At 41.5% G+C, this 25,204-nt stretch carries 16 protein-coding genes and 1 pseudogene; 5 read left to right on the top strand and 12 right to left on the bottom strand.

What is annotated here, in order from left to right:
- The first annotated feature begins 30 nt into the window (after positions 1-30).
- From H6G18_RS00665 to H6G18_RS00655, 3 genes and pseudogenes are all read left to right on the top strand, one after another.
- A complete protein-coding gene (locus tag H6G18_RS00665) occupies positions 31-2,286 on the top strand; it encodes a sensor histidine kinase (protein ID WP_190405144.1) in 2,256 nt (751 codons plus the stop codon).
- A gap of 199 nt (positions 2,287-2,485) precedes the next feature.
- Positions 2,486-2,761 (top strand): annotated as a pseudogene (locus H6G18_RS24625) (transposase domain-containing protein); the annotation flags it as partial.
- A 237-nt stretch (positions 2,762-2,998) separates the two neighbouring features.
- A complete protein-coding gene (locus H6G18_RS00655; protein WP_190405143.1) occupies positions 2,999-3,274 on the top strand; it encodes a hypothetical protein in 276 nt (91 codons plus the stop codon).
- On the opposite strand, the gene H6G18_RS00650 is transcribed toward H6G18_RS00655, so the two are convergent.
- From H6G18_RS00650 to H6G18_RS00620, 7 genes are all read right to left on the bottom strand, one after another.
- A protein-coding gene (locus H6G18_RS00650) for an IS1 family transposase (protein ID WP_190405142.1) occupies positions 3,200-3,918 on the bottom strand; the annotation gives its coding sequence in 2 pieces (ribosomal slippage) (positions 3,200-3,597 and positions 3,597-3,918; 720 coding nt in all). The genes H6G18_RS00655 and H6G18_RS00650 overlap by 75 nt on opposite strands.
- A 27-nt stretch (positions 3,919-3,945) precedes the next feature.
- Positions 3,946-4,083: a hypothetical protein gene (locus tag H6G18_RS00645; protein WP_206757205.1), complete on the bottom strand. Its 138-nt coding sequence runs from the start codon at positions 4,081-4,083 to the stop codon at positions 3,946-3,948.
- Between the two features lie 36 nt (positions 4,084-4,119).
- Entirely contained in the window at positions 4,120-4,752 is a 633-nt protein-coding gene (locus tag H6G18_RS00640) for a class I SAM-dependent methyltransferase (protein ID WP_190405140.1), read from the bottom strand.
- Positions 4,753-4,900: 148 nt separating this feature from the next.
- Positions 4,901-5,536 carry a uridine kinase family protein gene (locus H6G18_RS00635; protein WP_242040138.1) on the bottom strand — a complete coding sequence of 212 codons (636 nt, stop codon included), beginning with the start codon at positions 5,534-5,536 and terminating at the stop codon, positions 4,901-4,903.
- A complete protein-coding gene (locus tag H6G18_RS00630; protein WP_190405139.1) occupies positions 5,533-6,081 on the bottom strand; it encodes a DUF1349 domain-containing protein in 549 nt (182 codons plus the stop codon). Before H6G18_RS00630 ends, H6G18_RS00635 begins: the two co-directional genes overlap by 4 nt.
- Positions 6,082-6,205: 124 nt before the next feature.
- On the bottom strand, positions 6,206-6,679 hold the full coding sequence (locus H6G18_RS00625; RefSeq protein WP_190405138.1) for a DMT family transporter: 474 nt from the start codon (positions 6,677-6,679) through the stop codon (positions 6,206-6,208).
- Between the two features lie 19 nt (positions 6,680-6,698).
- A complete protein-coding gene (locus H6G18_RS00620; RefSeq protein WP_242040136.1) occupies positions 6,699-7,229 on the bottom strand; it encodes a DMT family transporter in 531 nt (176 codons plus the stop codon).
- Between the two features lie 72 nt (positions 7,230-7,301).
- Here H6G18_RS00620 and H6G18_RS00615 point away from each other — a divergent pair, with 72 nt between their 5' ends.
- Both H6G18_RS00615 and H6G18_RS00610 read left to right on the top strand, forming a co-directional pair.
- Positions 7,302-7,808 carry a MarR family winged helix-turn-helix transcriptional regulator gene (locus H6G18_RS00615; protein WP_190405137.1) on the top strand — a complete coding sequence of 169 codons (507 nt, stop codon included), beginning with the start codon at positions 7,302-7,304 and terminating at the stop codon, positions 7,806-7,808.
- A 746-nt stretch (positions 7,809-8,554) separates the two neighbouring features.
- Entirely contained in the window at positions 8,555-12,436 is a 3,882-nt protein-coding gene (locus tag H6G18_RS00610; RefSeq protein WP_190405136.1) for a PAS domain-containing hybrid sensor histidine kinase/response regulator, read from the top strand.
- Between the two features lie 161 nt (positions 12,437-12,597).
- Here the strand turns inward: H6G18_RS00610 and H6G18_RS00605 are convergent, their stop codons facing one another.
- The 5 genes from H6G18_RS00605 to H6G18_RS00585 all read right to left on the bottom strand — a co-directional run bounded on the left by H6G18_RS00605 (position 12,598) and on the right by H6G18_RS00585 (position 24,768).
- Positions 12,598-13,032 carry a DUF4168 domain-containing protein gene (locus H6G18_RS00605; protein ID WP_390824723.1) on the bottom strand — a complete coding sequence of 145 codons (435 nt, stop codon included), beginning with the start codon at positions 13,030-13,032 and terminating at the stop codon, positions 12,598-12,600.
- Positions 13,033-13,168: 136 nt separating this feature from the next.
- Complete coding sequence (gene holA, locus H6G18_RS00600) at positions 13,169-14,158, bottom strand: DNA polymerase III subunit delta (RefSeq protein ID WP_190405134.1); 990 nt, start codon at positions 14,156-14,158, stop codon at positions 13,169-13,171.
- 12 nt (positions 14,159-14,170) lie between these two features.
- On the bottom strand, positions 14,171-16,297 hold the full coding sequence (gene pabB / locus H6G18_RS00595) for an aminodeoxychorismate synthase component I (RefSeq protein WP_190405133.1): 2,127 nt from the start codon (positions 16,295-16,297) through the stop codon (positions 14,171-14,173).
- Between the two features lie 113 nt (positions 16,298-16,410).
- The gene (locus H6G18_RS24915) at positions 16,411-21,393 is read right to left on the bottom strand and encodes a choice-of-anchor Y domain-containing protein (RefSeq protein ID WP_190405132.1); all 4,983 of its coding nucleotides are present in this window, start codon (positions 21,391-21,393) and stop codon (positions 16,411-16,413) included.
- Positions 21,394-21,693: 300 nt separating this feature from the next.
- Positions 21,694-24,768, bottom strand: coding sequence for an FG-GAP-like repeat-containing protein (locus tag H6G18_RS00585; protein WP_199311498.1), 3,075 nt, complete (start codon positions 24,766-24,768; stop codon positions 21,694-21,696).
- Positions 24,769-25,204: the final 436 nt, after the last annotated feature.

The following is a 25,204-nucleotide window of genomic DNA, read 5'->3' as shown; positions in this document are numbered from 1 at the left end:
GAGCCAACAAAACCAGACAGGGACTCTCGTATGAATATCAACCCAGTAGACTCAACCATCCAGTTGAAGGAACAGTCGCATCCGCATATTCTTTTTGGAACACAGGTAGATGAACAAAGTAGTGGTGAACAGTTGTTACTGAGTATGTATAACTCTGTGCAGACATCTATATTTGTGGTAGATGTTCTGCAAGATGGAGATTTCCAGTACGCAGCACTCAATCCCACCCATGAACAATGGGTGGGGATTAGATCAGAGGATTTGCGGGGGAAAAAACCAGAAGATATCTTAACAGATGTTGATGCGGCTAAAGTCCGTCAACACTATACTGAGTGTGTGCGTTTTGGCAAAACTATTTCCTACGAACAGTGCTTGCAGTTTCAAGGAGTAACCACTTGGTGGAGTACAACTCTTACACCACTACGAGATACCAACTCCAAAATTTATCGATTGATTGGCACTAGTAGCAATATCACTACTGCGAAACAGGTATCACAAACCAGAGAAATTCCAGCAGAAGGCACAAAAATCCTAGCCGCAATTGCCCAAAGAATCCACGAATCTTTGGATTTAGAAACAATTCTTGATCAAACTGCCAAAGATTTACGACTGTGTTTAAATTGCGATCGCATCCTCATCTACCGAATACAATCTGAGAACAATGGTGCGATTGTTGCTGAATCGACTATATTTTCTGATGTTTCCCTATTGGGGAAAAACTTCCGTGATCCTTGCTTCAACGGCAAATATAAAGAACGCCAAAGGCGATGTTGTCTAGAAATTATTGAAGATATTTATGCAAGTGGGGTCAAACCTTGCCAAAGAGATTTCCTCGCCTCTATACAAGTGAGAGCTAATGTGGTTGTGCCAATTGCCTTACAAAAAGACCTATGGGGACTGTTAATTGCCCAGTATTGCCATGAACCCCACCAATGGCAACAGATAGAAATCGATTTACTCAAGCAACTAGCAACCCAATTGAGTATAGCCATTCAACAAACAAAATTACAACAGCAAATAAAACAGCTGCAAACCAAATTAGAATCCCGCAAACAGGAGCAGCAAGCCCAGTTAAAACAGACCGAAAAGTTTCAAAATATAGTTTTACACATCACAAAAAAAATCCGCGATCGCACCAATGAAACCCAAATTTTGACGACAGTTATTCAGGAATTAGCGAATTTATTCCAACTAGAGTCTTGCTATATCGAACTCTACAACCCTGACTGTACCTTAGTTAGTGTAGTTCATGAACACGCAACGAACCAGCCCACATACCAGGGACTAACTAGGCAAATTGCCGACTTTAGTGAAATCTATCAGCCACTCTTACAAAAACAGCATTTTCAAACCATAGAAATTGTTCCTGGTTGGCATCCTCAGTTATTGGTAATCACCCAACTAGCTTGTCCAATTTTTAATGAACAGGGAATTCTGGGTAATCTGTGGTTGATTAGACCTACACAACAGATGTTTGATGAGTCGGAAATTCGTCTAGTACAAATTCTAGCAAATCAGTGTGCGATCGCTATTAGCCAAGCAAATTTAGACGCGACTAACCAAGCACGATTGAGAAAATTAGAACAACGAGAAAACCTCACCAATAAATTTCTCAGAAAACTTTCCCAAGAACTGCGGACACCAATCACTAGTATTAGCCTCGCAGCCCAGACTCTCGAAAGTGTTCTTTCACCCAAAGGTGCATCAGATGAAATCATACCCCAACTCTTACAGATTCTTCATAGTGAGTGTGGCAGAGAAAGCAAATTAATTAACGATCTGCTAACACTTACTTATCTGCAAGCGAAACCAGAACCCCCAACACTGATTTCTATCGACTTCCAAACCTGGCTTCCTCCCATCGTTGAATCTTTCCGAGACCTCACCAGTTGTCAGCGACAGCAACTAAACTTGATCATTGAACCAGGACTTCCACGTTTAGAAACAGACATCACTGAACTAGAGCGCATTATCACCGAATTACTCAGTCATACCTGCAAATATACCCCCGGAGGTGAATCAATTACTGTGTCTGCTCAACTCACAGAAGGCACTATACAAATGAGTATAAGCAATTCTGGGTTAGAAATTCCTACCCATGTGCGATCGCGTATCTTCGAGCCGTTCTATCATATTTCTAGCAATGATCCCTGGAAATATAGTGGTACCGGCTTAGAAATGGCACTAGTTCAAAAAATGGTCAGACATTTAGGAGGCTCTATTTCTGTCGAGAGTGGTGATGGTAAAACTACTTTTATTATGAGATTTCCCACATCACTTGGTTGAATCCTGGCAGAAGTGAAGAATTTTATGAGTATTCAAAGTAGAACTTGAATAATAAGCATTAATTCTATTTGGGTTTGCGGTTCTTTCTATGCTTTGACAAGGTGACAAGGATGATTGCGCTACCTGACGTTGCGGTTGGGTTCGGTTAAGCCAAAAACCAGATAAACTGGGGATTATCACCCCAGTGTACTGACATTGAATGCAACTCAAAGAATTCTCACTGATCTCGCCTGCGATTGAATCAGGTACGGTACTCAAAGCTTTAGAAAAAGCTATCAGAGCAGAGGCAATTGAACAAGCCATTGCGGACACACAGAGTAATGAAGAACGAAAGCGGGCTTTACCGTTGCACCTGGTGATCTGTCTGGTGATAGGTATGAGCTTGTGGTCAAAAGCGTCTATGAGAACAGTGCTAAAAAACTTAGTGGATGGGTTAAGTGAAGCGTCGGTGAGAGTGGGAAAATATTGGCGAATACCCAATGATTAGGTTAAGTCTTTTGAGCAATGATATAAATATCATTTTCAGGATACTGGTGATATTCGAGAGGGCGGCAGGTGCAATGATGCTCCGCCAGAATTTGTAGGAAAGTATCTATGCAAACATTTACTAACCACAGCAATTTTTATTAATAATTTATGATGATGCTAGTAATTAAACTTTTAAGTAAAACTTCTATTTAGCATAAGTTCGACAAATCTTGACTGTTTATTTATGAATTTGATTAATTTTGAATTTATCTTCACCTTTATTCTGCCAAAACTAATATATGCAACGTTAATTAGTTTAGTTATCGGGGCTGTGGTTGGTGGGATCGTTGGACTAATTATGGGCAAAATTAGCCGCCGCATGAAAGATACCCTTATACCTGCAATGTTGGGTTCTTTTCTCGGCGTTGCTGAATCAAAATATGAATTATGCGATCGCCACAGTTTCGCTCTTTCTTGGGGCTGGCAGTGGAATACAGCGATGTTTGAGATAATAAACTAACAATCTAATAGAGAGTTCCAGCATTTCTACGGACTTGGAATAACAAAAAGTCTTTCTATGTAATCGGGCTAAGTAATGTCTTAATCTGCTATTTTCACCTTCTACTCGTGTCATATAAGTTTTACTCACAAGATGGTCTTCTTGATTAATAAAACATGGATAAACCGGATAGCCATCCGTTACGTAAAAATATGAGTTCCACGCTTTAATCCTCTGCCACAACTGTTGAAAAGTTTCTGAACTTCTATCTCCTAAAACCCATCCTAAAATCCCCGAAATGTTGTATTTAACTACACTCCATACCCAAATTTTGTTTTTTTTGACCCGACGAAAGTTTCTAATTCATCGATTTCAGTTATTTCGGGTATTTCAGTTGTTTCGGGATTTTCTGGTAACTGGCTACCGATTTGTTTTACCCAATATATTACTGTTGTGTGATGCACTTTTTTAACTCTTTCTATAGCACGAAAACCACAACCATTGACATACATTTCTAGGCATTCTCGTTTAATTTCATCACTGTAACCCTTTTGATTATGGTATTCAATGAATTGTCGGCTACAATCTGCACAAATGTAGTTTTGTTTACCTCTCTGTTTGCCGTTCTTACGGATATGATGGGATTTACAACGCGGACATTCCATGAATATGCACCCTAATTCATATTCTTATTATGCAACGCCCATGCCTTTATATAGGCGATCGCTCATCAACGTTTTAATACAGCGTCCGGTTGCTATATCCCCCCGCAAGGCACTTGAGATAATGTAAGGCAGTAGTCTCGGTGGCAGCCTCACTAGCTCTACCACTGAATTTCCGAAGGAGGGAAATGCTGCCAGCACAACTTATGAACCCGCTACACCGCAGGTGCAAAAGAACTCTTGATGATGCGTGCTTTTCCCAGAAACCGTGGTAATTTTTTTAAATCCAGCAGCCTTCAGCATTGTTTCTACTTCTGTGACTTCGTAGACTGCAAATCCGTGTTGGGAGAACTTCTGTTGTTCTAAAAAGGCCTTGGAGTTGTAGCTAATAACTATTTTACCGCCAGGGATTAAAACTCGGTGGCACTCACTCAACACTTGTAGGGCATCTGACCAAAAATAAAGGGTATTGACTGTGCAGATTTGATGGAAATGATGTTCCAGAAAGGGCAATGCCGTAGCATCTGCTAAATGTAGTTCGACCAGTCCTTGCTTAAGGAGATGGTGAAATCGTTGCCGACAAAACGCCATAGCATCTGGCGAACGCTCAATTCCCACAGTTAAGGCTGGCTTTCCCGTCTTCACAATTTTGTGCATGAGATCCCCACCGCCAAACCCAATTTCCAAAACACGATTGCCTGAGTGCAAATCCAACAACTGCAAAACAAGGTCATTCATGACGGCGTTATTTCGATTCAGCAGTCGCAGGAGTAACCGCCCAAACCAGCCCGACGGCAACCCAAGTTGATTGGCAAGAAATGTCCGAATTATTTGCATAAAGTTAATGGCTGAGATATTTAAATCTGTTCTTTTGGAATCACCAGTCTTTTTTGCGGTACTTGCAGCAGTGATACCATTTCACCAAAGTCAAGCTACAGATGCCAACTCTAAAAACCAAAATCTACTTCTCCCGTTAAAACACAAATTAAACCAACATGAAATCATTAATATAAATCATATCTGTACTTGATTTTGGATTGTCAATTGCCAAATGAGCCTTCTGGGCAGGAAAATAAATTTTTTGGTAATCCTCAATTATCTGTTCTAATGAAATGCCTTCTTGGTTTCGCTGGATTGCTCTCTCCAAAGCAGTTTCAAATGAACAATCAATCCAAATCTGAAAATCATAGAAATGTTGGAGCGATCGCTTCAGCAAAAATATTCCTTCAAGCACAATTACATCCACATTTTTAAACTGATAATGATAGGTTTGCGGTATACCTGTAATTCCTGTTAAAACAGTAGTTAAATTAATCATACGCTGATTTTTTAACGGCAGGATCAATTGCTGAAATAGAGCCTCAAAATGAAAAGCATGGTGGTAAAAATGCGTTCCTGGATCTTCAGAATTAAATCGCTCAGTTGGTAGCTTATGCCAAGCATCTAAGTTAATGGAGATAGCATTAATATTTTGCTCGTTGAGAGCAGTTATTAATTTTTCAGTAATATAACCTTTGCCAGAACCATCAATACCACTGACAGCAACTAAAAAACCTCTATCTACTAACAATTCTGATTGCTTTTGGAGGAGATAATCAGCTAAATCTTTAATATTAATCATGGTTTATCACTTTTTTTAGTTAATTTATAATCCTCAAAAATTACCTCATACCCATTTCCTTGTGGTGATGCACACATAATTCCGACTTGAATGTCTTGCTCGACTGGAAAATAAGCCATTCTAAATGGAACATAGCGGTCATATTCATCTAAATAAGCAATATGAATTGCCTCTTGGCATCGCTCAACCCGTAGCTGAAAAATGTTAGGAGGATTTAGCAAAGGTGTGAATGACCAATCTGAATAGTTGTGAGTGACAACAGCACTCAGATTTTGTACTCCATCTACATACTCAATCCCAGTTTTGATCCAATGTTTCTCGTCAGCACGAATCATAATTCCTGCTTGGTCGTATAAGTCTTTATAGTTTCCTTTTATCTTGACATCGACCACAAAATCTGTACTCACTCGGTCAAAATAGAAATGTCCACTATCACGAATAAAACCATAGTGAGTCATACGCCAAAAATCAGTTTTTGGTGTGGTTGTAACAATGATTCGCTGATCTGAATGCGACCAATTAGGAGGTTCATTAAGCCATTCCATAGTTTTTATTGCAATTTTAGATGTAAGAGAATAAAGGGAGAAACCATGTTCCTGTGTGGTTGTGGAATTTTACTGTGAGTAACTGATTGGAAAAAATCCCAGTTGTTCAACCTTATTTAAGGTACTACTTGAAGTTTTGAGTGGAATAGTTTTTGTCCAATTGATTAATTGCGATCGCTACTACTAATGTGGCTATTCCTAATATCTTGGGTGTGGTAATCGGATATTTAATAGCACCGAACCATCCCAACTGATCAATTACCAGCGACATAAACATCTGGCTAAAGACTACAACTAAAGTAGTTGTTGTTAAACCCAATTTAGGAACTATTAAGGTACTTAAGGTTACGAAGATTGCGCCTAGCAAGCCGCCTAAAAATGCCCACCAAGGAGTAATAGAAAGTAAGTCAAGCTTGTAGGGTTGGAGAATACCAAGTGCTAGGAGCAATGAGAGGATACTAAACCCAACTACGAAATTAATTGTTGCTGCGGCTATTGGGGAGTGGAGTATTGTCTTTAATTGAGCATTGACAGCTACACTAATTGTTGAGAAGCCACCAGCCGAGCCAGCACCAAGCAATGCTAAGAAAATTTCCATAAGATGATACTCAAAAGTATTAGGTTGGTAGCGAAAGCAAAAAAATTGCCACAATTAACAGTCCCATAACAAGGCGACGATTAGCTGTTAGGCGACGGCGGTTAACTCCCAACCAGCCAAAATGGTCAGTCACTAAGCCAGCGAATGCTTGTCCACAGATAATTAACCCCTGAGTCAAAGTAGTCCCCAAAATAGAGGTGAAATAAGTGCTGGAGGTAATATACCAAACTCCGAATAAACCACCCATCAGACTCCATCGGGGAGCTTTGGCTAAAGCAGACCAGTCTGGATGACCAAACCAACCTGTGCATAACAAACTAATCAACGCAATTGAGCCGACAAGGTAAGAAATATCTGCGGCTAGGGGTACAGAATTGAGCGATCGCGCTAATTGAGCATTGAGATTGCTTTGAATCGGCAATATAGCACCATTCAGCAATGCCAGCAGAATATATAAGTAACTTTGACCATTAGGGACAGACCCCCGGAGAACTAGACGTATGGGTGTCATGGCTGTTGTTTTGTGAGAAGGATAGAGGATGCTTGCCAAGATATCTTTATATCAAGATACTTAAGATGAAGCTAAATGTCAAGAATCTCGATGTCAAGTTAAAATAGCAATATGAACAAAGATCGAATTGACATCATCATTGAGGAATGGCAACAGGAATTGCCGCAGTTGGATACCTCAGCAGTAAGCATAATTGGGCGGGTACTGCGAATTGCCCGTCTTCTGGAAAAGCACCGAGAAAGTGTACTGGTTGAGTATGGCTTGAACGTGTGGTCATTTGATGTGTTAGCCACACTGCGACGACAGGGACACCCTTTTCGATTGAAACCGACTGAACTCTATAGTTTGCTCATGCTGTCTTCAGGCGCAATGACAAACCGGATTGACCGCCTAGAACAAGATGGCATAGTAATACGTGTCCGTGATGCAGAGGATCGGCGCAGCGTGATGGTGCAACTGACTCCCAAAGGAATACAGCTTGCGGATACTGTGATGCCTATTTTGTTTGAGAAAGAGAAACAGCTGTTATCTCAATTCACAGCTAATGAATTGCAATTATCCACCCCAATGCTGCGTAAGCTACTTATTTTACTTGAACAGGATGCAAAATCAGTTTGACATCCTCTCTCATCTAACACCCCCAGGAGACTCCCGCCACAACGTTCGCGTAGCGTCTCGTAGAGAAGCGACTTGACTTAGGAAGTTATTCGTAGAGACTGATAATTGTTAATCGGTAATTAGAAATCAGACAAGTCGAAATGCACTATTTTTTTAAAATTCAATATGATGACTACACAATGAAAATATTTATTGTTAATTAATTGAAATAGAAATAAATTAAAAATTAGAAATAAGTGAAATAGAAAAATACTTTACTCTTGTTCTGTTCCTGTATTGTAAATTCAAGACTTTAAGACTTCCATCTTATAAATTTTTGTGCTTCAGCTTCTGACGCACCCTCCGAGTTCGCGGTAACATTCAGTAAGGAAAGCAAGCTACAGACTTTGCGCTACTTTTATTTTGAATTTTGTAGCGCTTCGCTTCCCGTAGGGTATTTTGAATTGATTTATACGTAGTCTCCCTTGAGTTGGGCTAACAGTCCTCTACTTCAACTATGTTTTATTTTGAATTGTTATTAGTATACGTAGTTTCATGAAGTCTAATTAGAAGCTTAAAAATAAAATGGTAAAGACTTTAAGCCTTGTGATTTTTTTACTGTTTTACCTACTTCTGCAACAAAAAATACGTATGTGGGTAGATGTTAGTGTAGCTATTTTGCAGTAATTTAAATTATCCCATGTACATAAACCAATAAAATATACTAAACATTACAATAGTAGATAAATACAGTTACAAACGTCTCAATGTTAAAAGTCAACCACTTGCAACTGCAAAATATGCACAGTTCACTAGTGGCAAAAGTTGCGAGTGCGATCGCCACATTGGTTAGTAGCTTAGTATTACTTGGGTGGTTGCTTGATATACACTTTTTCCAAGTATTTTTTTTTGGTAATCAAGCTACCATGACACCGAATACAGCACTCTGCTTTTTACTGTGCGGTATTTCGGTATGGCTTTTAGTAACGCAACAGGTGGGGGAATCACACTCAAACCCAAGTCACAAGCCCTACAAAGAACTTTCCAGAGTTTTTACCATCTCTGTCACCATTATTGCGGCACTGACGATTAGCCAATATTTGCTTGGCTGGGACTTAGGAATTGATAAACTCCTTGTGAGTACTGTATCGACAACTGTCAGCACACTACATCCAGGGCGGATGGGGTTGAACACAGCAATCAACTTTCTCCTAGTAAGCATAGCTTTAGAACTGCTAACACATCCAAGAAATAATCGCAGTTATTGGTATGCTCAGATGCTCATCCTCTTTGCCACTGTGATTTCCTTACAGGTGGTTGTAGCCTATGCCTATAAAGTGAATTTTTCTTACACAATCAATGCCTATGTTAATTCTATGACTTTGCAGGTAGCATTATTATTTATAATGCTGTGTATTGGCATTTTGTCTGGGCGAGCAGAACAAGGGCTGATGAAGATAGTATTCAGCGATAGCTATGGGGGTTTAATTGCACGTCGCCTATTAATAGCAGCGATCGCAGTACCCTTGGTTCTGGGGTGGTTAATCCTCGAAGGACAAAGAGCCGGAAGATATGGGACAGGCTTCGCAGTATCAGTATTTGCTGTCATATTGATTGTAATTTTTGCGATCATCATCTGGCAAAATGCGGTAGTTATCGAACTGCTCAGTCAGCAACGCGATCGCGCTCAAGCAACATTGAGAGATTATGAAGAAAAACTGACAAGTCTCGTCGATGCCAACATTATTGGGATTATGTTTGCCGATATTTACGGCAGTATCCAACAAGCAAATGACGCACTGTTGACGATGGTCGGTTATTCCCAAGAGGATTTACTCGCAGGCAGACTTAGTTGGAAAGATATCACACCGCCAGAGTATGTTTACTTAGATGAGAGAGGGATTGTAGAAGCGAAGGAAAATTCCAAAGGAGCTTGTACACCATACCAGAAAGAATATATCCGCAAAGATGGTAGCCGGATTCCAGTATTGGTTGGTTATGTATTGTTGGGAGAAAAACGCGAAGAATCCGTTGCCTTTATCTTAGACTTAAGCGAACAGCAAGCCGCGCTACGCGATCGCCAACAAGCACAACAAAAAATAATTCAACTCAATAAAGACTTACAACGCCGCGTTGTTGAGTTACAAACTTTATTAGAAGTCATACCCATTGGTATTGGCATAGCAGAAGACCCAGAGTGCCAAAATATCAAAATTAATCCTGCCTTGGCTAAACAATTGCAGATTTCTTCAGATACAAACGCCTCCCTCAGCGCTCCCCCAGATCAAAGACCAACAACATTTAAAGTATTCCGTGGAGGTAGAGAACTTTTACCAGAAGAACTGCCCATGCAGTACTCAGCTACTCACGGTGTGGAAATTTTAGATTGTGAGGTTGATATAGTTCATGACAATGGCAAAGTTATCCAGTTGCTGGAATATATCGCTCCACTATTTGATGAAGAAGGCAAAACCAGAGGATGTATTGGTGCATTCGTAGATATTACGGAACGCAAACAAGCAGAGGAATCACTGCGGAACCAGCAAAAATGGTTAGAAGATGTGTTAAATCTGATGCCAAGACCATTGCTGTTTATTGAACCACAGACAGGACGAGTTACTTTTGCTAATCGTGCAGCCAATGAATTAGCTGGAGGTGAATTTCCCAAAGATGTACCAGGTGAAGATTATCACACTGTTTATAGTTTTACAGACGCAAATGGTAATCGGATCACCAATGATCAAATGCCTGGGATGCGAGTTGCCAGAGGAGAACGCCTAGAAGGATTAGAGTTAGACTGGCATACCCAAGGTAAAGTACTATCTCTACTGATATTTGCTGATACCCTGCCAGCGATGCACGGCTATCCGGCTACCTGTGTAATAGTATTTCAAGATATAACTCAAATTAAGCAGGCTGAAAAAGCTTTGTCTTTAGGTTATCAGCGATTACAACTTCTATTTAGTACAGCTAACGATTTACTATCTAGTCAAGAACCAGTAGCACTGATTGACAGTTGCTTCCATAAACTGGCACAGCAGATTGGACTAGATGCTTATTTTAACTATCTAGTAGAAGACAATTCCCCAGTAATGCGTTTAGCTTCCTATAAAGGTATTTGTCCAGAACGAGCGCAAGAAATTAAGTACTTGGCGTTTGGAGAAGCAGTATGTGGTACTGTAGCCCAACAACGTCACCCGATGGCTTTCGATAACGTCCAGCAATCAACCGACCCCATCACAAAATTAGTCCGAGCTTTTGGCATTAATGCTTATTACAGTTACCCATTGATTGCTCAAGGCAAACTTTTAGGGACTCTTTCCTTTGGTAGTCGCAGTCGTGCCAATTTCACCGAAAATCAAAAGGGAATGATGCAAGCGGTTTGCGACCAAATTGCGATCGCTATGGAACGGGCGGAACTGATTGGTTCCTTGCAACGACAAACTGAACAATTGACAGAAGCCAATCGCATGAAGGATGAGTTTTTGGCTATCTTATCCCATGAACTGCGATCGCCCCTCAACGCGATTCTCGGCTGGGCGCAGTTGTTACAAGCCCGTAAACTGAGTGAGGCACAAACGGCTAAAGGATTAGAGACTATCGAACGCAACGCCAAAGCCCAAACCCAACTCATTGAAGATTTACTCGATATTTCGCGGATGATTAGAGGCAAGTTACGTCTCAATGTCTGCAACTGTAACCTGATTTCCATCATTGAAACAGCTATAGAGAATATTAACCTAGCTGCCCAAGCAAAAGGAATTGACGTAACATTTTTCTTAGATAATCCAGTTACAGAAAACTCATCATTTCAAATTTCCGGCGATCCAGAACGCTTACAACAGATTATCTGGAATTTACTCACAAATGCCGTTAAATTTACACCATCTGGTGGGAAAGTAGAAGTTAGACTCGCCAAAAATCTTGGTAGCGAACCAAACCAACTCATCACCAATAACTACGCTCAAATTCAAGTCATTGATACAGGTATTGGGATTAATTCCAGCTTTTTACCTTACGTATTTGACCGCTTTCGCCAAGCTGATAGTTCTATCACCAGATCCCACGGCGGACTGGGATTAGGTTTAGCAATTGTGCGCCATTTAGTAGAGTTACATGGTGGTACCGTCCATGTATATAGTCAAGGTGAAGAACAAGGTTCTACTTTTACAGTCAAATTACCACTCTTGTCTGAAAATAAAGTAGCTACCATCGAGCCAACCAGTCAACAAGCAGAAAACCTCACCCCATTACCTTTATGCCCTTCCCTATTGGGGGTGCGGGTGCTAGTGGTAGATGACGAATCCGATTCTCGTGACTTTATCACCACAGTTTTAGAACAATGTCAAGCTGAAGTACAAGCAGTTGCAACAGCAAGAGAAGCATTACAGATAATTCCCCAGTGGAAACCAAATGTTTTGGTCAGTGATATTGGAATGCCAGAAGAAGATGGCTACTCTTTAATTCGCAAACTACGCTCCTCACCACCAGAACAAGGGGGGAATATTCCCGCCGCCGCCTTAACAGCTTATGCCAGAGCCGAGGATAGAATGCGAGCGATCCAAGAAGGATTCCAGCTACATTTACCTAAACCCATTGAACCCGCAGAATTGGCTACAGTCGTCGCTAGTCTGATTAAACGTGGTTGATGACTGGGGACTAGGAATGAGGAATTGGGGTTATGAGACATCGACTAACATTTATAATCATTTCTCAAGCTAAACTGTGTAAACAAAAATAAAGTAGGTTATAAACTCTTCTGCCTTGTCTGACACTAAACTACTTAAGCAAAATAGAATCTCAATGCTAATTATTGCGAGTTAGTATTTTTTTGTAGACGGATTAATGTATTGTAAACCTGTCTTTTTAAATTGTTATTACTTTGAATTTCTACAGTCATTCTATTAAATTGATCAATAGTTAGACCGTAATCGCCGACAATTTTTTGAGAATGATTACAGTAATTAACGGCAATATCTCTAGCCTTACCAGGAAGACCATTCATACTGTTTGGTTCATTACAAACAATTTTGGGAACGTCTCGATCACCAACCATTCTTTTAATTTCGCCAAAGGCTTGTTGACGTGCTGGTTCCATTGCTAACACAGCTTGAGCGTAGCTGGTAATTTGTGTATTATTAAACGATTGATTTTGAGCATGAGATTTCAAGCTGACATTGCTGACAAACAAACTAGCACTCGTGAAGATGCCAAAAAATAAAGTTTGGGCAAGTATCTTTTGCATACTAGTTCGGGAAAAATTGTGAGTGATGATCTTCATAAGGTATGACACAGACCGACAGCAAGGATATATAAATGACTCTGATTTATTTTGGGAGTGAGAAGTTCCGGTAAGTTACAGGAGTTCGGAAAATATTTTTTTAGATACGTCGGCATAGTAAACAAAGTTCTATAATTTTAATTTGCAGGGTTGATATGTCATGACGGCTTTGCTTGAGAGTAACCTCTAACTCTAGTAATAATGGTAGACAAGAAATTAGTTGCCGTAGAGAAAGTGTCTGAATTTCTTGCTGGAGAAAATAAATACGTTTAGGATTACCAACTTCAGCAGCTTGGGCGATCGCTTGGGGATTGCGTTCACCACTTTCTACCATTAGCTTTACCCATAACCAAGTACGAAATTGACCAATCAAGGTAGCTACTATCCGCAATTCCGGTTCAGCCGCATTCATTAGATCAGCCAAGATAGTTAAAGCTTTAGCTGTGTCCCCCACTCTAATAGCTGCGGCTAGTTGTAAACTATTTTGGGTTGTGTTTCTAACTAATCGAGTAACAGTATTTTCTTCGATAGGCTTATTGGTATCCTCGGCATACAGGCGTAATTTCTCCATCTCATTGTAAAGCAGCCGTGTATCATTACCTACAGCCTCAGCTAAAAGTTCTGCCGATTTCGCCGTAAGTTTCACTCCCACTGTTTGAGCCGCTTGATTCACCGCTTGGATCAGTAACTCGGTTTTCCAAGGGGGAATGAGGGGAAATTCTCGGAACTCAGTAGCCAATTGCTTGAATAATTTCGTCGATTTTAAGCGTTCATCTGGTTTATTACGGCTGGTAAGCAATAAAAAAGAATTTTCGGGAATTACGGATAAAGTCCGCGTCAATTCCGCCAACACATTCTCAGGACAATTTTGTAAGAGATTCGTATTAATTAGCCAAACCAACCGTCCCCCATTGCCAAAAGTTGGTGTCATGACTTGGTTTAACGCCTGGATAGGTGCATCGCTGTCTTCTGGGGGAAAACTAGTGTAGTTAAAACTAGTCCACAGGGGATCAAGGACGCGATCGCGCAATGTTGATACTGCTTTAGCGATCGCAAAATCATCTTCACCCCAATAAATATAAACTGGCATAGCGCAACCTCTTTAAATTCCCACAATCCGGTATAAATCAGGGTCGAACTCTCCGTGGACAGTCAAAAGCATCGCCTGAATTAAAGCATTAGCTTTGAGGATAGTTTCTTGAAATTCCATTTCCACATCAGAAAGAGCCACTATCCCACCCCCGATACCGATAGATGTTTGTGTTGGTGTCATTACGGCGGTACGGATGACAATATTTAAATCTGCTGCACCATTCAAACCCAAAAAACCGATCGCCCCCGAATAAACTCCTCGTGCTTCTTGCTCAAGTTGATCGATAATCTCCATAGTTCTCAGTTTAGGCGCACCAGTCATCGAACCACCGGGAAATACCATGCGGATGCAGTCTGTAGCATCCATGTTAGGAGATAAACAACCACGGATCGTACTGACAAGTTGATGTACTGTTGCGTAAGTTTCCACATCCATTAATTTGGGGACATGAATACTACCTACTTGACAAACTCGCCCTAAATCGTTGCGTAATAAATCGACAATCATTAAGTTTTCCGCCCGTTCTTTCTCACTGTTACGCAAACTTTCATAGAGTAAATAATCTTCTTCAGGAGTTTGTCCACGTCCTACAGTACCCTTAATAGGCTTGGTTTCTACCCAACCTTGACGGTCAATTTGCAGGAATCGTTCTGGAGAAGAACAGGCGATCGCCATATCACCAAAACGCAAAAAAGCAGAGTAAGGAGCCGGGTTAACTTGACGTAATCGGCGGTAAAACGTCAATGGGTCGGGGGTTGTGTCTGTATACAGTTGATTGGTCAAACAAACTTGATAAGTTTCCCCTTCGTAGATTTTTTCCAGACATTTGTAAGTATCATCTTTGTAAGTCTGGTATGACCTACTTAAATGAAAAGTTACAGGATGGGAAGTCATTTCTGAAACGAGGGGAGGAAGGGGGGGAAGTGTACGCAGACATTCCTCCATTAACTCAAACCAGGCTGTAGCTGGTGCTTTTTGTCCCACAGGAACGAGATGGACTAAGTAAGTCGTTTGCTCTTGGTGGTCAAAAGCAATCAGGCGATCGGCTAAAAGCAAGATAGCATCAGGAAAAGCTGAGGGATGTTGTAACCCAGACCCGCATTCTGCCTTTAATTCATAACCGAAATAGCCAACAAACCCACAATTGAAGTCAAAAGGTAGCTCATCAGACTGGCAATGTCTGCGATTAATTTCCCGCTTGAGATAAGTAAAAATACTTTCTTGGCAGTGTGTCACTTTACCCAATTGTGTAATGGTAATTTCTTGGGATTGGGTGCGATAACGAACCAGTAAACTATTTTTCCCCCCACTCCCTCCCATAAAGGAGAAACGCGATAAACCCGGTTCTACACGGCTACTGTCCAACCAAAAAGCATGAGTATCTTCACCAAAAAGATGAACAAAAGCCTGTTCAGGATCGGGATAATAATCTAATTTGTGACTGTAAATTGCAAATTCTGGGAATTGTGCTGGAGTAAGAGAGTTAGTAGAAATAGGAAAAACTTTTCTGGCTAATTTTGGGCGATGCTTACCATTTTCTTGGATATATTCTTCGGTAATTTGGCGAAAATTTTCCAGCAGTTTATATCCATACTCGCTACAGATAGATTCTGGGTGGAACTGTACCCCCCATAAAGGTAAATGGCGATGACGTAACCCCATCACGAGTCCGGCTCCAGTCCAAGCCACCTTTTCTAAACAACTAGGCAATTCTTCCGCAACCAGTAAGGAATGATAGCGAACAACACGAAAAGGTGTAGGAATTTCTCGGAATAAATCACAGCCATTGTGGTAAATATCACACAATCGCCCGTGTTGAGGTTCTGGTGCATAGATTACCCTACCACCATAATAATGACCAATTCCCTGATGACCGAGACAAACACCAAGTAAGGGAACATCTAGATAGTTTTGCAATAACTGTTGACAAATACCAAAATCTTTGAGGTTTTCTGGACGACCAGGGCCAGGAGAAATAACTATATTATCAAATACCAGTTGTTTGAACTCATGCCAATCTAATTGATCATTATGAATAACCAGGGGAACTTCTCCATTGACCTCTGCAATCATTTGGTAGAGATTAAAAGTGTAAGAGTCGTAGTTGTCAATAATTAGTGTTTTGATATCGCCCATTTGAGTAATATAGCAGGAGTTCCGAGAACTTATTGGGACTGCTATTTAAACACAAAAAAGAGGGCTGTTAACCCTCCTAACCGCAAACAAAAGAAAATTTAACTAATACTCACTTATCCCATTGGATTGCTAGAACCAAAAATCACAAAATCATTAGCAGTCAGAGTAGGAGCGCCAGAGACAGTAGCAAAATGAGCGCCAGAACCCAAACCCGCAGTACTACCATTTTCGTTGTAGAACAAGCGACCGCTACCACTGCTATAAACAATCAAAGCATCACTAATCGCCACTAGGGTATCATTACTCACTGTGGCAAATTCACTCCCCACACTAAAATCAGTGAGAGCCGTAAAACTCGCTTTATCCAAATGAATGGTATCTACACCAACGGCAAAATCAGAGATGGTATCTATGCCAAAATCACCACTGTTGAAGGGACTACCAGTAAAACCAAAACCGAATATATCAGCACCAGCACCACCGAATAAGCGATCGTCACCAGCGCCACCAATTAAGATATCATTACCAGTACCACCATTAAGGGTGTCATTACCATTGCCACCATTAAGGGTATCATTACCATTGCCACCGTTGAGGTTGTCATTACCATCTAACCCATAGAGAAAATTGTCCTCATCATTCCCACGGATATTATTGTTACTAGCATTACCTCTACCAATAACAGCACTACCTCTGAGGGTGAGGTTTTCCACATTGGCAGCCAAAGTGTAGCTGACTGTGCTAAATACTTCATCCGTGCCACCGTCGATAGCTTCAGTAATTACATCACTGGCATTATCTATGTAGTAGCGGTCATTGCCTGCGCCACCAGTCATGGTATTTGTACCACTACCACTGATGAGGACATCGTTACCATCGCCACCATTGAGGGTATCGTTACCATCTCCACCATCAAGATAGTCATCACCAGCGCCACCTGTGAGGGTATCGTTACCAGCGCCACCATAGACTCTATCGTTACCATTACCACCTGTGAAGGTGACTGTACCGGCAAAGTTTCTCAGGTCGAAGGATTCAACGTTGGTGATGGTTGTGCCTGAGATGCTGGCTAGTTGGTTATTGGGGTTGGTGAGGTCAAAGCTGATGGTGTCGGTGTTTGTGCCTCCATGAATGATGATGGTGTCTCTGCTATTTCCCCCAATAAATGAATCATTTTGTTGGAGGTTAGCGAAGCTGGTAATGAAGTTATTGCTACCACCTATGCCGTTAAATATATCTCTAGCAGCAGTGGCGATAAATGTGTTGTTGCCTAATGTGCCGTTGATGATGTTGTCTGGTAGACCCACTGAGAGATTAAATGTAGTGTCAATGCTCAGGTCTGTGGTGTCTGTGGCTGTGATTTTGATGCTGAGGTTGGCTATGTTGTTTCTGGTGGGTGTGCCGGTGAATGTGCCATTGGCTGGATCAAATGACAACCAACTGGGTAAGGGGTCGCCGTTGCTGAGGGTGGCTGTGTAGGTGAGGGTGTCTCCGTCAGCGTCAAAAAAGGTGTTACCAGGGATTTGGAAGTTGAAGACTGTGCCTGTGGCTGCTGTTTGGCTGCCTATGGGGTTGGCAACTGTGGGTGCATTGTTGACAGGATTAACCGTGATGCCAACAGTTTGCGTATTACTACTAAATGCTGTGGCATTGCCATTAACTGAAGCGTTTACTCCTGTAGTACCACTAGCTACACCATTAGAACCATCCCAAGCGCGGAATGAGAGATTTGCTTGACCGTTGTAGTCAGCATTGGGAACAAAGCGGACTCTGGTATTTGTTTGTAGTTCTACCCGTGAAATATCACTAGAAGCTCTGGCAGAGGTTGTATTGTCACCAAAGAATATGAAATTGGGTGTTTCGTAAGGATCAAAAGGTAAAGAATTAATTGGTGAGAGTGCGCCAGTAGTGTGATTAAATGCGGTGTAATCACGGAGATTGCCACTTAAAATCGGTGTAGATGAATCTGGGGCAAACAGCTTGTAAGTGTTGTTTTCAACTACCAGATGATAACGGGTGACTGCTGTGGTTGTGTTTCTAAATGCTCGTTCTGTGGTGCTATGGGTAAACAATGGACTAGCCGTCTGCGCCCAAATTTCATTTGTCCAGAAGCCTAGTTCAATGGCTTTAGTTTTGTCACTGGTGACAACAATGACGCTAAATCCGGCTCGATTCGTGTCACTATTATTTTCACTATTAATTTTGACATCAAAGCTGAGAGTAAAGCCCTTAACCGGATCAAGTACAGGGAAGGATTGATTATATAAAACTGGAGTGTAGGAATTGTGATTGCTGTAGCCAGATGAGCCAATCAACTGATTAGGTGCTGAAGTAACACTGTTTAACTGAGTTCCACCAGTAATTGCTGATTCAGTACCACCAATTCCAATCGCAGGAGGAATAGCAGCTGAAGCACCAAACTTAAGCCAGCCTTGGGAAGTGGGTAAACCAGCTAATGAGCCATCATAAAGTACAACGCCAGTGGTTAGTAATGTGGCTGAGTTATTAGATACTGTGCCAAAGTCGAGCCAATTTGTACCGCCATCAAGAGAATATTGCCAAGAACCGTTACTGTTATCTGCGCCTATGACTGCAATTCCTTGGGGGTCTGGGTCACTGTCGCTAATTAAGCCTCTGACTAAATCAGCAAGTAGGCTACCTCTATTACTAACAATAGGGGTATCCTCATCGATGCTAGGCAGTGTTACATTTCCATTGCTGAGGGTTGGTGCTGTGTCGTTAACCGGAGTAACAGTGATTGATGCGCCTTCGTAAGCTGTACTGAAGGCAGTGCTTCCACCTGTGCCACTTCCACCAAAGGGATTTGTTGGTAAGATATTTGCCGTACTACCTGCTGTTCCTGATGTTTGATCCCAAGCGTAAAAGTTAATATCCGCAGTGCCACTGAAGTTAGGGTTGGGAAGAAAACGAATCCTAGTACTAGCATCAGCAGGTAATAACCGTGCTTCATTTAGACCTGGTGTATTGAATGAACTCCAGTTAGCTCCATTATTTAGGGTATATTGCCAAGTACCTCTACTGTTATCAACAAAGGTAACAGCGATGCCTTTTAAAGCATTAGCATTTACATCAGTGATGGTGTTACCGATGATGTCAGATACGAGAGTGCCTGGATTATTGGCAACTAGAACATCTTCGGTAATTGCTGTTAATGTGGGATTGCCTGTGTTATTGAGTACTGGAGCGTTGTTGTTGACCGTTGTATTAATCGCCGCAGCCGTGTTATTACTCTCATTAATTTCAGTAATTGTATTATCAGGATCAACTACTGCTATACCGCTAGTTAAATTTCCTGCTCTAGTCGGATTCACTTGCACGGTTAGGATGCCATTACTACCAGCGTTAACGCTACCACCAGTAAATCTAGCTACTCCATTGGTAGTTCCTGTGTAGGCAAAACCGTTAGAAACTCCTGGTACTCCAACTACTGATAGTCCTGTTGGTAAAGTAAAATCTACTACAACGCCTGAAGCGTTACCTGTACCGCTATTGCTGACGTTGAGGGTGTAAGTGAGGTTATTGCCAACTGTTACTGGATCTGGGGAATCGGATAAACTGATGGTTAAATCAGGAAAAGCAGAAGGTGGAGATGTGGGTGCAAATGCCACACCCCGGAAAGCTGTATTTGGTGCGGCTGTAGCAAGAGTAGTAAATGCAGAATTAGATCCCGTATCTGTTAGAGTTACAAACTTAGGTGCAGTGCTTTCTGCTGTTGTCGCATATAAAACAGGAGTTGTGCCTACAACAGAACCCGTAAGACCTCGCAAACCAGTTGTCAGTCCTGAAATTAAGGTATAAGCTAAAGACCATGTTGTTCCATCAAAAATCCATTTTTGCAATCCTCCTCCTGAACTTGTTGTACGATCATCAGCAACATACAGGGTATCTAGTCCAGCTACACTGGGGGAAAGGTCAGCGAAAAAGAAGCCATAGGGACTACTTGTGGTTGAAAAACCAAGTAAATTGGTAATATTCTGTCCAGAAGTTGTGGGAGTTCCACTGCCAACACTGCCAACGCGAACTGCTGAACCAGAGCTAGTTGAAATGTAAAGTTGGTTGTCAAAGATATTGACGTTGCGGATATTCGTAACTGTTGTACTTAATTGAGTTGCTGTAGTGCTACCTAAAGTTGTGTAAGCAACTCCTGTTGATGTACCGGTTACCCAGATATCAGTTCCATTTGTACTAGCAACGCTTCTTATATTGTTAGCAGAAGAAAAATTGCTTAAAGCGGTTGTAGTGTTGATATTACCACTGGCATCCACACGACCCACGACACGATTAACTGAAGTGGATGAAGTACCAGGAATGGAAGCAGTGCCAGTATCAGCATCATATCCTGTTAAAAGCAGGTATTGACCATCATTTGAGAGGGTGAGATATCCTTCCGATGTTGCTGTGCCACTAGCAACTAATCGCCTGTTTGAGCCATCGATGGCGGTCGGAAGTGGAATAGATTGAACTAAAGTACCACTTGGAGTGTATTCATCTAGAAAAACTGCTGTTCCTGCATTAGATAAAGTAGCTGAACCTGTTCCGACTCGATAGATAACTAAATTCCCATCTGTAAAAGGTGCTAAGACTGAGTTATAAGCTTCCATTACCCCAATCTGAAACGCTAGGGGTGCGGTAATTGTCCCAGTGGAGTATTCTAAATTCCAATCTCCACCTAAAACAACGCTACCAGTTGCATCATCAGAAGCGGCTATATCTGCATCTGTGACTTGATGTAGCTGCTGGACAAAGTTTTTACCTGCATCCCCTTGGGCGACCTTACAACCATACAGAAGTATATCTGCACCTGGTATCAGGTGATTTGACCATTGCCCAAGCAGATTACTATAACTCGGCAGAGTCGCTGAATTTAACTGAGTTGTTCCTAGTTGTAAATTACCTTCTGTACCGTGAGAAACAATGTGTACAGTATCAAAAATACCTGATTTTAAAGCCTCAGTGATTTGTAATACACCATCCTTCTGTGGATCAAGTATTACTAGTTGAGTATCAGCACTTAGCCCTTGAATAAGACTTTGATAATCGGGAACTGTAGGATCAACAAATAAAATGACACTCATTAAAAAATACCTTTATGAATTGTAAATTTATGAGCAAAGAGAAGAGTTAGTCAATATAGTGAGATTTCGGTATCTAATTTATGCCTTAAAATTACTGCGAACCTCAGCATTATTACTGCAATTGCTAGATTTACTGACAACGAAGTAATACCAATTCGCAATTCGCAATTAAGTAGAAATTATATGTTTTTAATATAAAAAATTACTTAATTATTGTCATTCTCAATATTATTACGTAAATTTATAAGATACAAAAAAAGGAGGGTTGACTACCCTCCTTAAACGCTAAAAATACTTCTGTTACGCTGGCATCATTTGAGAATCAAAAATCTCAAAATCACCAGCAGTCAGAGCAGGCGCACCAGAGACGGTAGCAAAATGAGCGCCAGAACCCAAACCCGCAGCACTACCATTTTGGTTATAGAACAAGCGACCGCTACCACTGCTGTAAACAATCAAAGCATCACTCATAGCAACCATTGCGTCAGTATTCACCACAGCAAAATCACTCGCCACACTAAAACCATCACCACTCATACTACCAAGAGCAGTAAAACTCAATATATCCAAAGCAATGGCATCTACGCCAACGGCAAAATCAGAGATGGTATCTATGCCAAAATCACTGCTGTTGAAGGGATTACCGGTAAAACCAAAAACGAAGATATCAGTACCAGCACCACCGAATAACCTATCATTACCCGCGCCACCAATTAAGATATCATCACCAATGCCACCATTAAGGGTGTCATTACCATTGCCACCAAACAGCCAATCATCACCCCCACCACCGTTGAGGGTGTCATTACCATCTAGCCCATAGAGAATATTGTCCTCATCATTACCACGGATATTGTTGTTACTAGCATTACCTCTACCTTCCACAGCAGTACCTCTGAGGGTGAGGTTTTCCACGTTCTCAGCTAAGGTGTAGCTGACTGTGCTAAACACTTCATCCGTACCACCATTGAGAGCTTCAATGATTACATCATTGGCATTATCTATGTAGTAGCGGTCATTACCAGCGCCACCAGTCATGGTATTTGTGCCACCACCACCAATGAGGACATCATTACCATCTCCACCGTTGAGGATATCATTACCATCTCCACCATCAAGATAGTCATCACCAGCGCCACCTGTGAGGGTATCATTACCTGCACCACCATAGACTCTATCGTTGCCACTACCACCTGTAAATGTAGTAGTACCGGCAAAGTTTCTCAGGTCGAAGGTTTCAACATTGGTGATGGTTGTGCCGGAGATGCTGGCTAGTTGGTTGCTGACGTTGGTTAAATCAAAGGTGATGGTGTCGGTGTTTGTGCCTCCATGAATGATGATGGTGTCTGTGCCATCTCCACCGTTGAATGAGTCGTTTTGTTGGAGGTTGGCGAAGCTGGTGATGATGTTATCACTGCCACCTGCACCATTAAATACATCTCTAGCAGCAGTGGCAATGAGTGTGTTGTTGCCTAATGTGCCGTTGATGATATTGTCTGGTAGACCCACTGAGAGATTAAATGTAGTCTCAACGCTCAGGTCTGTGGTGTCTGTGGCGGTGATTTTGATGCTGAGGTTGGCTATGTTGTTCTTGGTGGGTGTGCCGGTGAATGTGCCTGTGTCTGCATTAAATGACAACCAACTGGGTAGGGGGTCGCCGTTGCTGAGGGTGGCGGTGTAGGTGAGGGTGTCGCCTGGGTCTGCATCGGTAAAAGTGTTGCTGGGAATTTGGAAGTTAAATGCTGTGCCTGTGGTTACTGTTTGGTTGGTTATGGGGTTGGCTACTGTGGGGGGAAAAGGAAAATTAGTAGTATTCAGCAGTATGCTGACATTATTGCTACTTTGGTTAGCAACAGCCAAGTCTAACCTGTCATCACCATTGAAGTCTCCCACTGTTACTAATGTTGGACCAACACCAACGGTAAAGTTAGTGGCAGGGTCAAAGCTGCCATTACCTTGTCCTAGTAGTACACTGACGTTGTTACTGCTAAAGTTAGCAACAGCCAAGTCTAACCTGTCATCACCATTGAAGTCTCTCACTGTTACTGATACAGGAACAGAACCAACTGTAAAGTTAGTAGCGGTACCAAAGTTGCCATTACCTTGTCCTAGTAGTACACTGACATTGTTACCTAGGTTAGCAACAGCTAAGTCCTGCATCCCATCACCATTGAAGTCTCCCACTGTTACTGAATAAGGATTAGAAGCAACGGTAAAGTTAGTGGCGGCACCAAAGCTGCCGTTACCTTGTCCTAGTAGTACACTGACGTTGTTACTAAGAAAGTTAGCAACAGCTAAGTCCTGCATCCCATCATCATTGAAGTCTCCCAATGTTACTGAATAAGGATTAGAAGCAACGGTAAAGTTAGTGGCGGCACCAAAGCTGCCGTTACCTTGTCCTAGTAGTACACTGACGTTGTTACTGCCAAAGTTAGCAACAGCTAAGTCCTGGAACCCATCATTATTGAAGTCTCCCACTGTTACTGAACGAGGAGTAGAACCAACGGTAAAGTTAGTGGCAGGGTCAAAGCTGCCATTACCTTGTCCTAGTAGTACACTGACATTACTGCTACCTTGGTTAGCAACAGCTAAGTCCTGGAACCCATCATTATTGAAGTCTCCCACTGTTACTGAAAAAGGATTAGTACCAACGGTAAAGTTAGTGGCGGCACCAAAGTTGCCATTACCTTGTCCTAGTAGTACACTGACATTACTGCTACTTTGGTTAGTAACAGCCAAGTCTAACCTGTCATCATCATTGAAGTCTCCCACTGTTACTGAACGAGGAGTAGAACCAACGGTAAAGTTAGTGGCAGAGTCAAAAGAAACTAATACTGATGGATAAGCTATTTGGACTGCGGTTGTGATGGCTAATTTTGTAGATATATGCCCAACATTGATGTCTAACTCCCAACTTCCCCCCTGTTGGCTACTGCCTACTTTCTCTGTAGAAGCCGCAATATTAGCTCCTGTAAGCAGGTGCAGTTGTCTGACAAACTCCATCCCCTGTTCCCCAGATGCCACATGGCAACCGTAAAGCAAAATTTCGGCATTTGTGGATAAACTTTCTCTCCACTGCTGTAATTGAGTGGTGTAAGTATCCAAGTTAGCTGCATTCAGCCAAGTTGACCCTAGTTGCAAGCTGGCTTGGCTACCGTGGGAAACAATGTGAACTGAGTTATATTCCCAACCTTGCAAAGCTCTGGTGATTTGTTCTACCCCATCGGTGTTGGGGTCAAGGATGAAGACTTGATTACCTGGTTTGACACCAGCAATTAAACTTTCGTAGTCTGTAACTGCTGTATCAATAAAGACAATGCTTGAGGCGAGTGATGCTGGAGTTGAGTTAGTTTGAGTATCTAATGTTAGGTTCATAATTTTTGTGGTTAGGTGCTTGGTAATGGGAAAAATTCAGCTAATACAGTTATCAATCTCGATATTTTTATAACTTTAGATACTATTTAGTTAACCTTAATTATGTATAAATACGCAATAAAATCACCCTAGTCTAACCTTGTTAAAGATAACTGTGTTAGTCAGGGGAGACTCTGTTATGTATTTAAAAAATGTATAAATTACAGTAATTAAGGAAAAACTAAAAAGTCCATATATGAGTTTTGACTCAGTATATGTAAATAACTAAGTTACATTCTTGTATTAGCTTGCAAGTATTATTACTTTCAATAATCTATGCTTTACAATCGTGCTTAACCTCAGTGTTTTTGCTTAATTTGGTCAGATTCACTGAAATTTATCTGACTTTTCACGGGATATGGAAAACCCCTTTCCAAACCTCTCTCCCATGCAGCTA

The sequence above is a fragment of the Anabaena subtropica FACHB-260 genome (assembly GCF_014697105.1).
GTDB lineage: Bacteria > Cyanobacteriota > Cyanobacteriia > Cyanobacteriales > Nostocaceae > Trichormus > Trichormus subtropicus.
The sequence above is the reverse complement of the archived record's forward strand: the minus strand, read 5'-3'. Positions and strand labels throughout refer to the sequence as shown.

What these genes read in the sequence shown, in the direction of transcription:
- H6G18_RS00665 (WP_190405144.1), top strand. Translation starts at nt 31, where the DNA reads ATGAATATCAACCCAGTAGACTCAACCATCCAGTTGAAGGAACAGTCG.
- H6G18_RS00655 (WP_190405143.1), top strand. Translation starts at nt 2,999, where the DNA reads ATGAATTTGATTAATTTTGAATTTATCTTCACCTTTATTCTGCCAAAA.
- H6G18_RS00640 (WP_190405140.1), bottom strand. Translation starts at nt 4,752, where the DNA reads ATGCAAATAATTCGGACATTTCTTGCCAATCAACTTGGGTTGCCGTCG.
- H6G18_RS00635 (WP_242040138.1), bottom strand. Translation starts at nt 5,536, where the DNA reads ATGATTAATATTAAAGATTTAGCTGATTATCTCCTCCAAAAGCAATCA.
- H6G18_RS00630 (WP_190405139.1), bottom strand. Translation starts at nt 6,081, where the DNA reads ATGGAATGGCTTAATGAACCTCCTAATTGGTCGCATTCAGATCAGCGA.
- H6G18_RS00625 (WP_190405138.1), bottom strand. Translation starts at nt 6,679, where the DNA reads ATGGAAATTTTCTTAGCATTGCTTGGTGCTGGCTCGGCTGGTGGCTTC.
- H6G18_RS00615 (WP_190405137.1), top strand. Translation starts at nt 7,302, where the DNA reads ATGAACAAAGATCGAATTGACATCATCATTGAGGAATGGCAACAGGAA.
- H6G18_RS00610 (WP_190405136.1), top strand. Translation starts at nt 8,555, where the DNA reads ATGTTAAAAGTCAACCACTTGCAACTGCAAAATATGCACAGTTCACTA.
- H6G18_RS00605 (WP_390824723.1), bottom strand. Translation starts at nt 13,032, where the DNA reads ATGCAAAAGATACTTGCCCAAACTTTATTTTTTGGCATCTTCACGAGT.
- holA (WP_190405134.1), bottom strand. Translation starts at nt 14,158, where the DNA reads ATGCCAGTTTATATTTATTGGGGTGAAGATGATTTTGCGATCGCTAAA.
- pabB (WP_190405133.1), bottom strand. Translation starts at nt 16,297, where the DNA reads ATGGGCGATATCAAAACACTAATTATTGACAACTACGACTCTTACACT.
- H6G18_RS24915 (WP_190405132.1), bottom strand. Translation starts at nt 21,393, where the DNA reads ATGAGTGTCATTTTATTTGTTGATCCTACAGTTCCCGATTATCAAAGT.
- H6G18_RS00585 (WP_199311498.1), bottom strand. Translation starts at nt 24,768, where the DNA reads ATGAACCTAACATTAGATACTCAAACTAACTCAACTCCAGCATCACTC.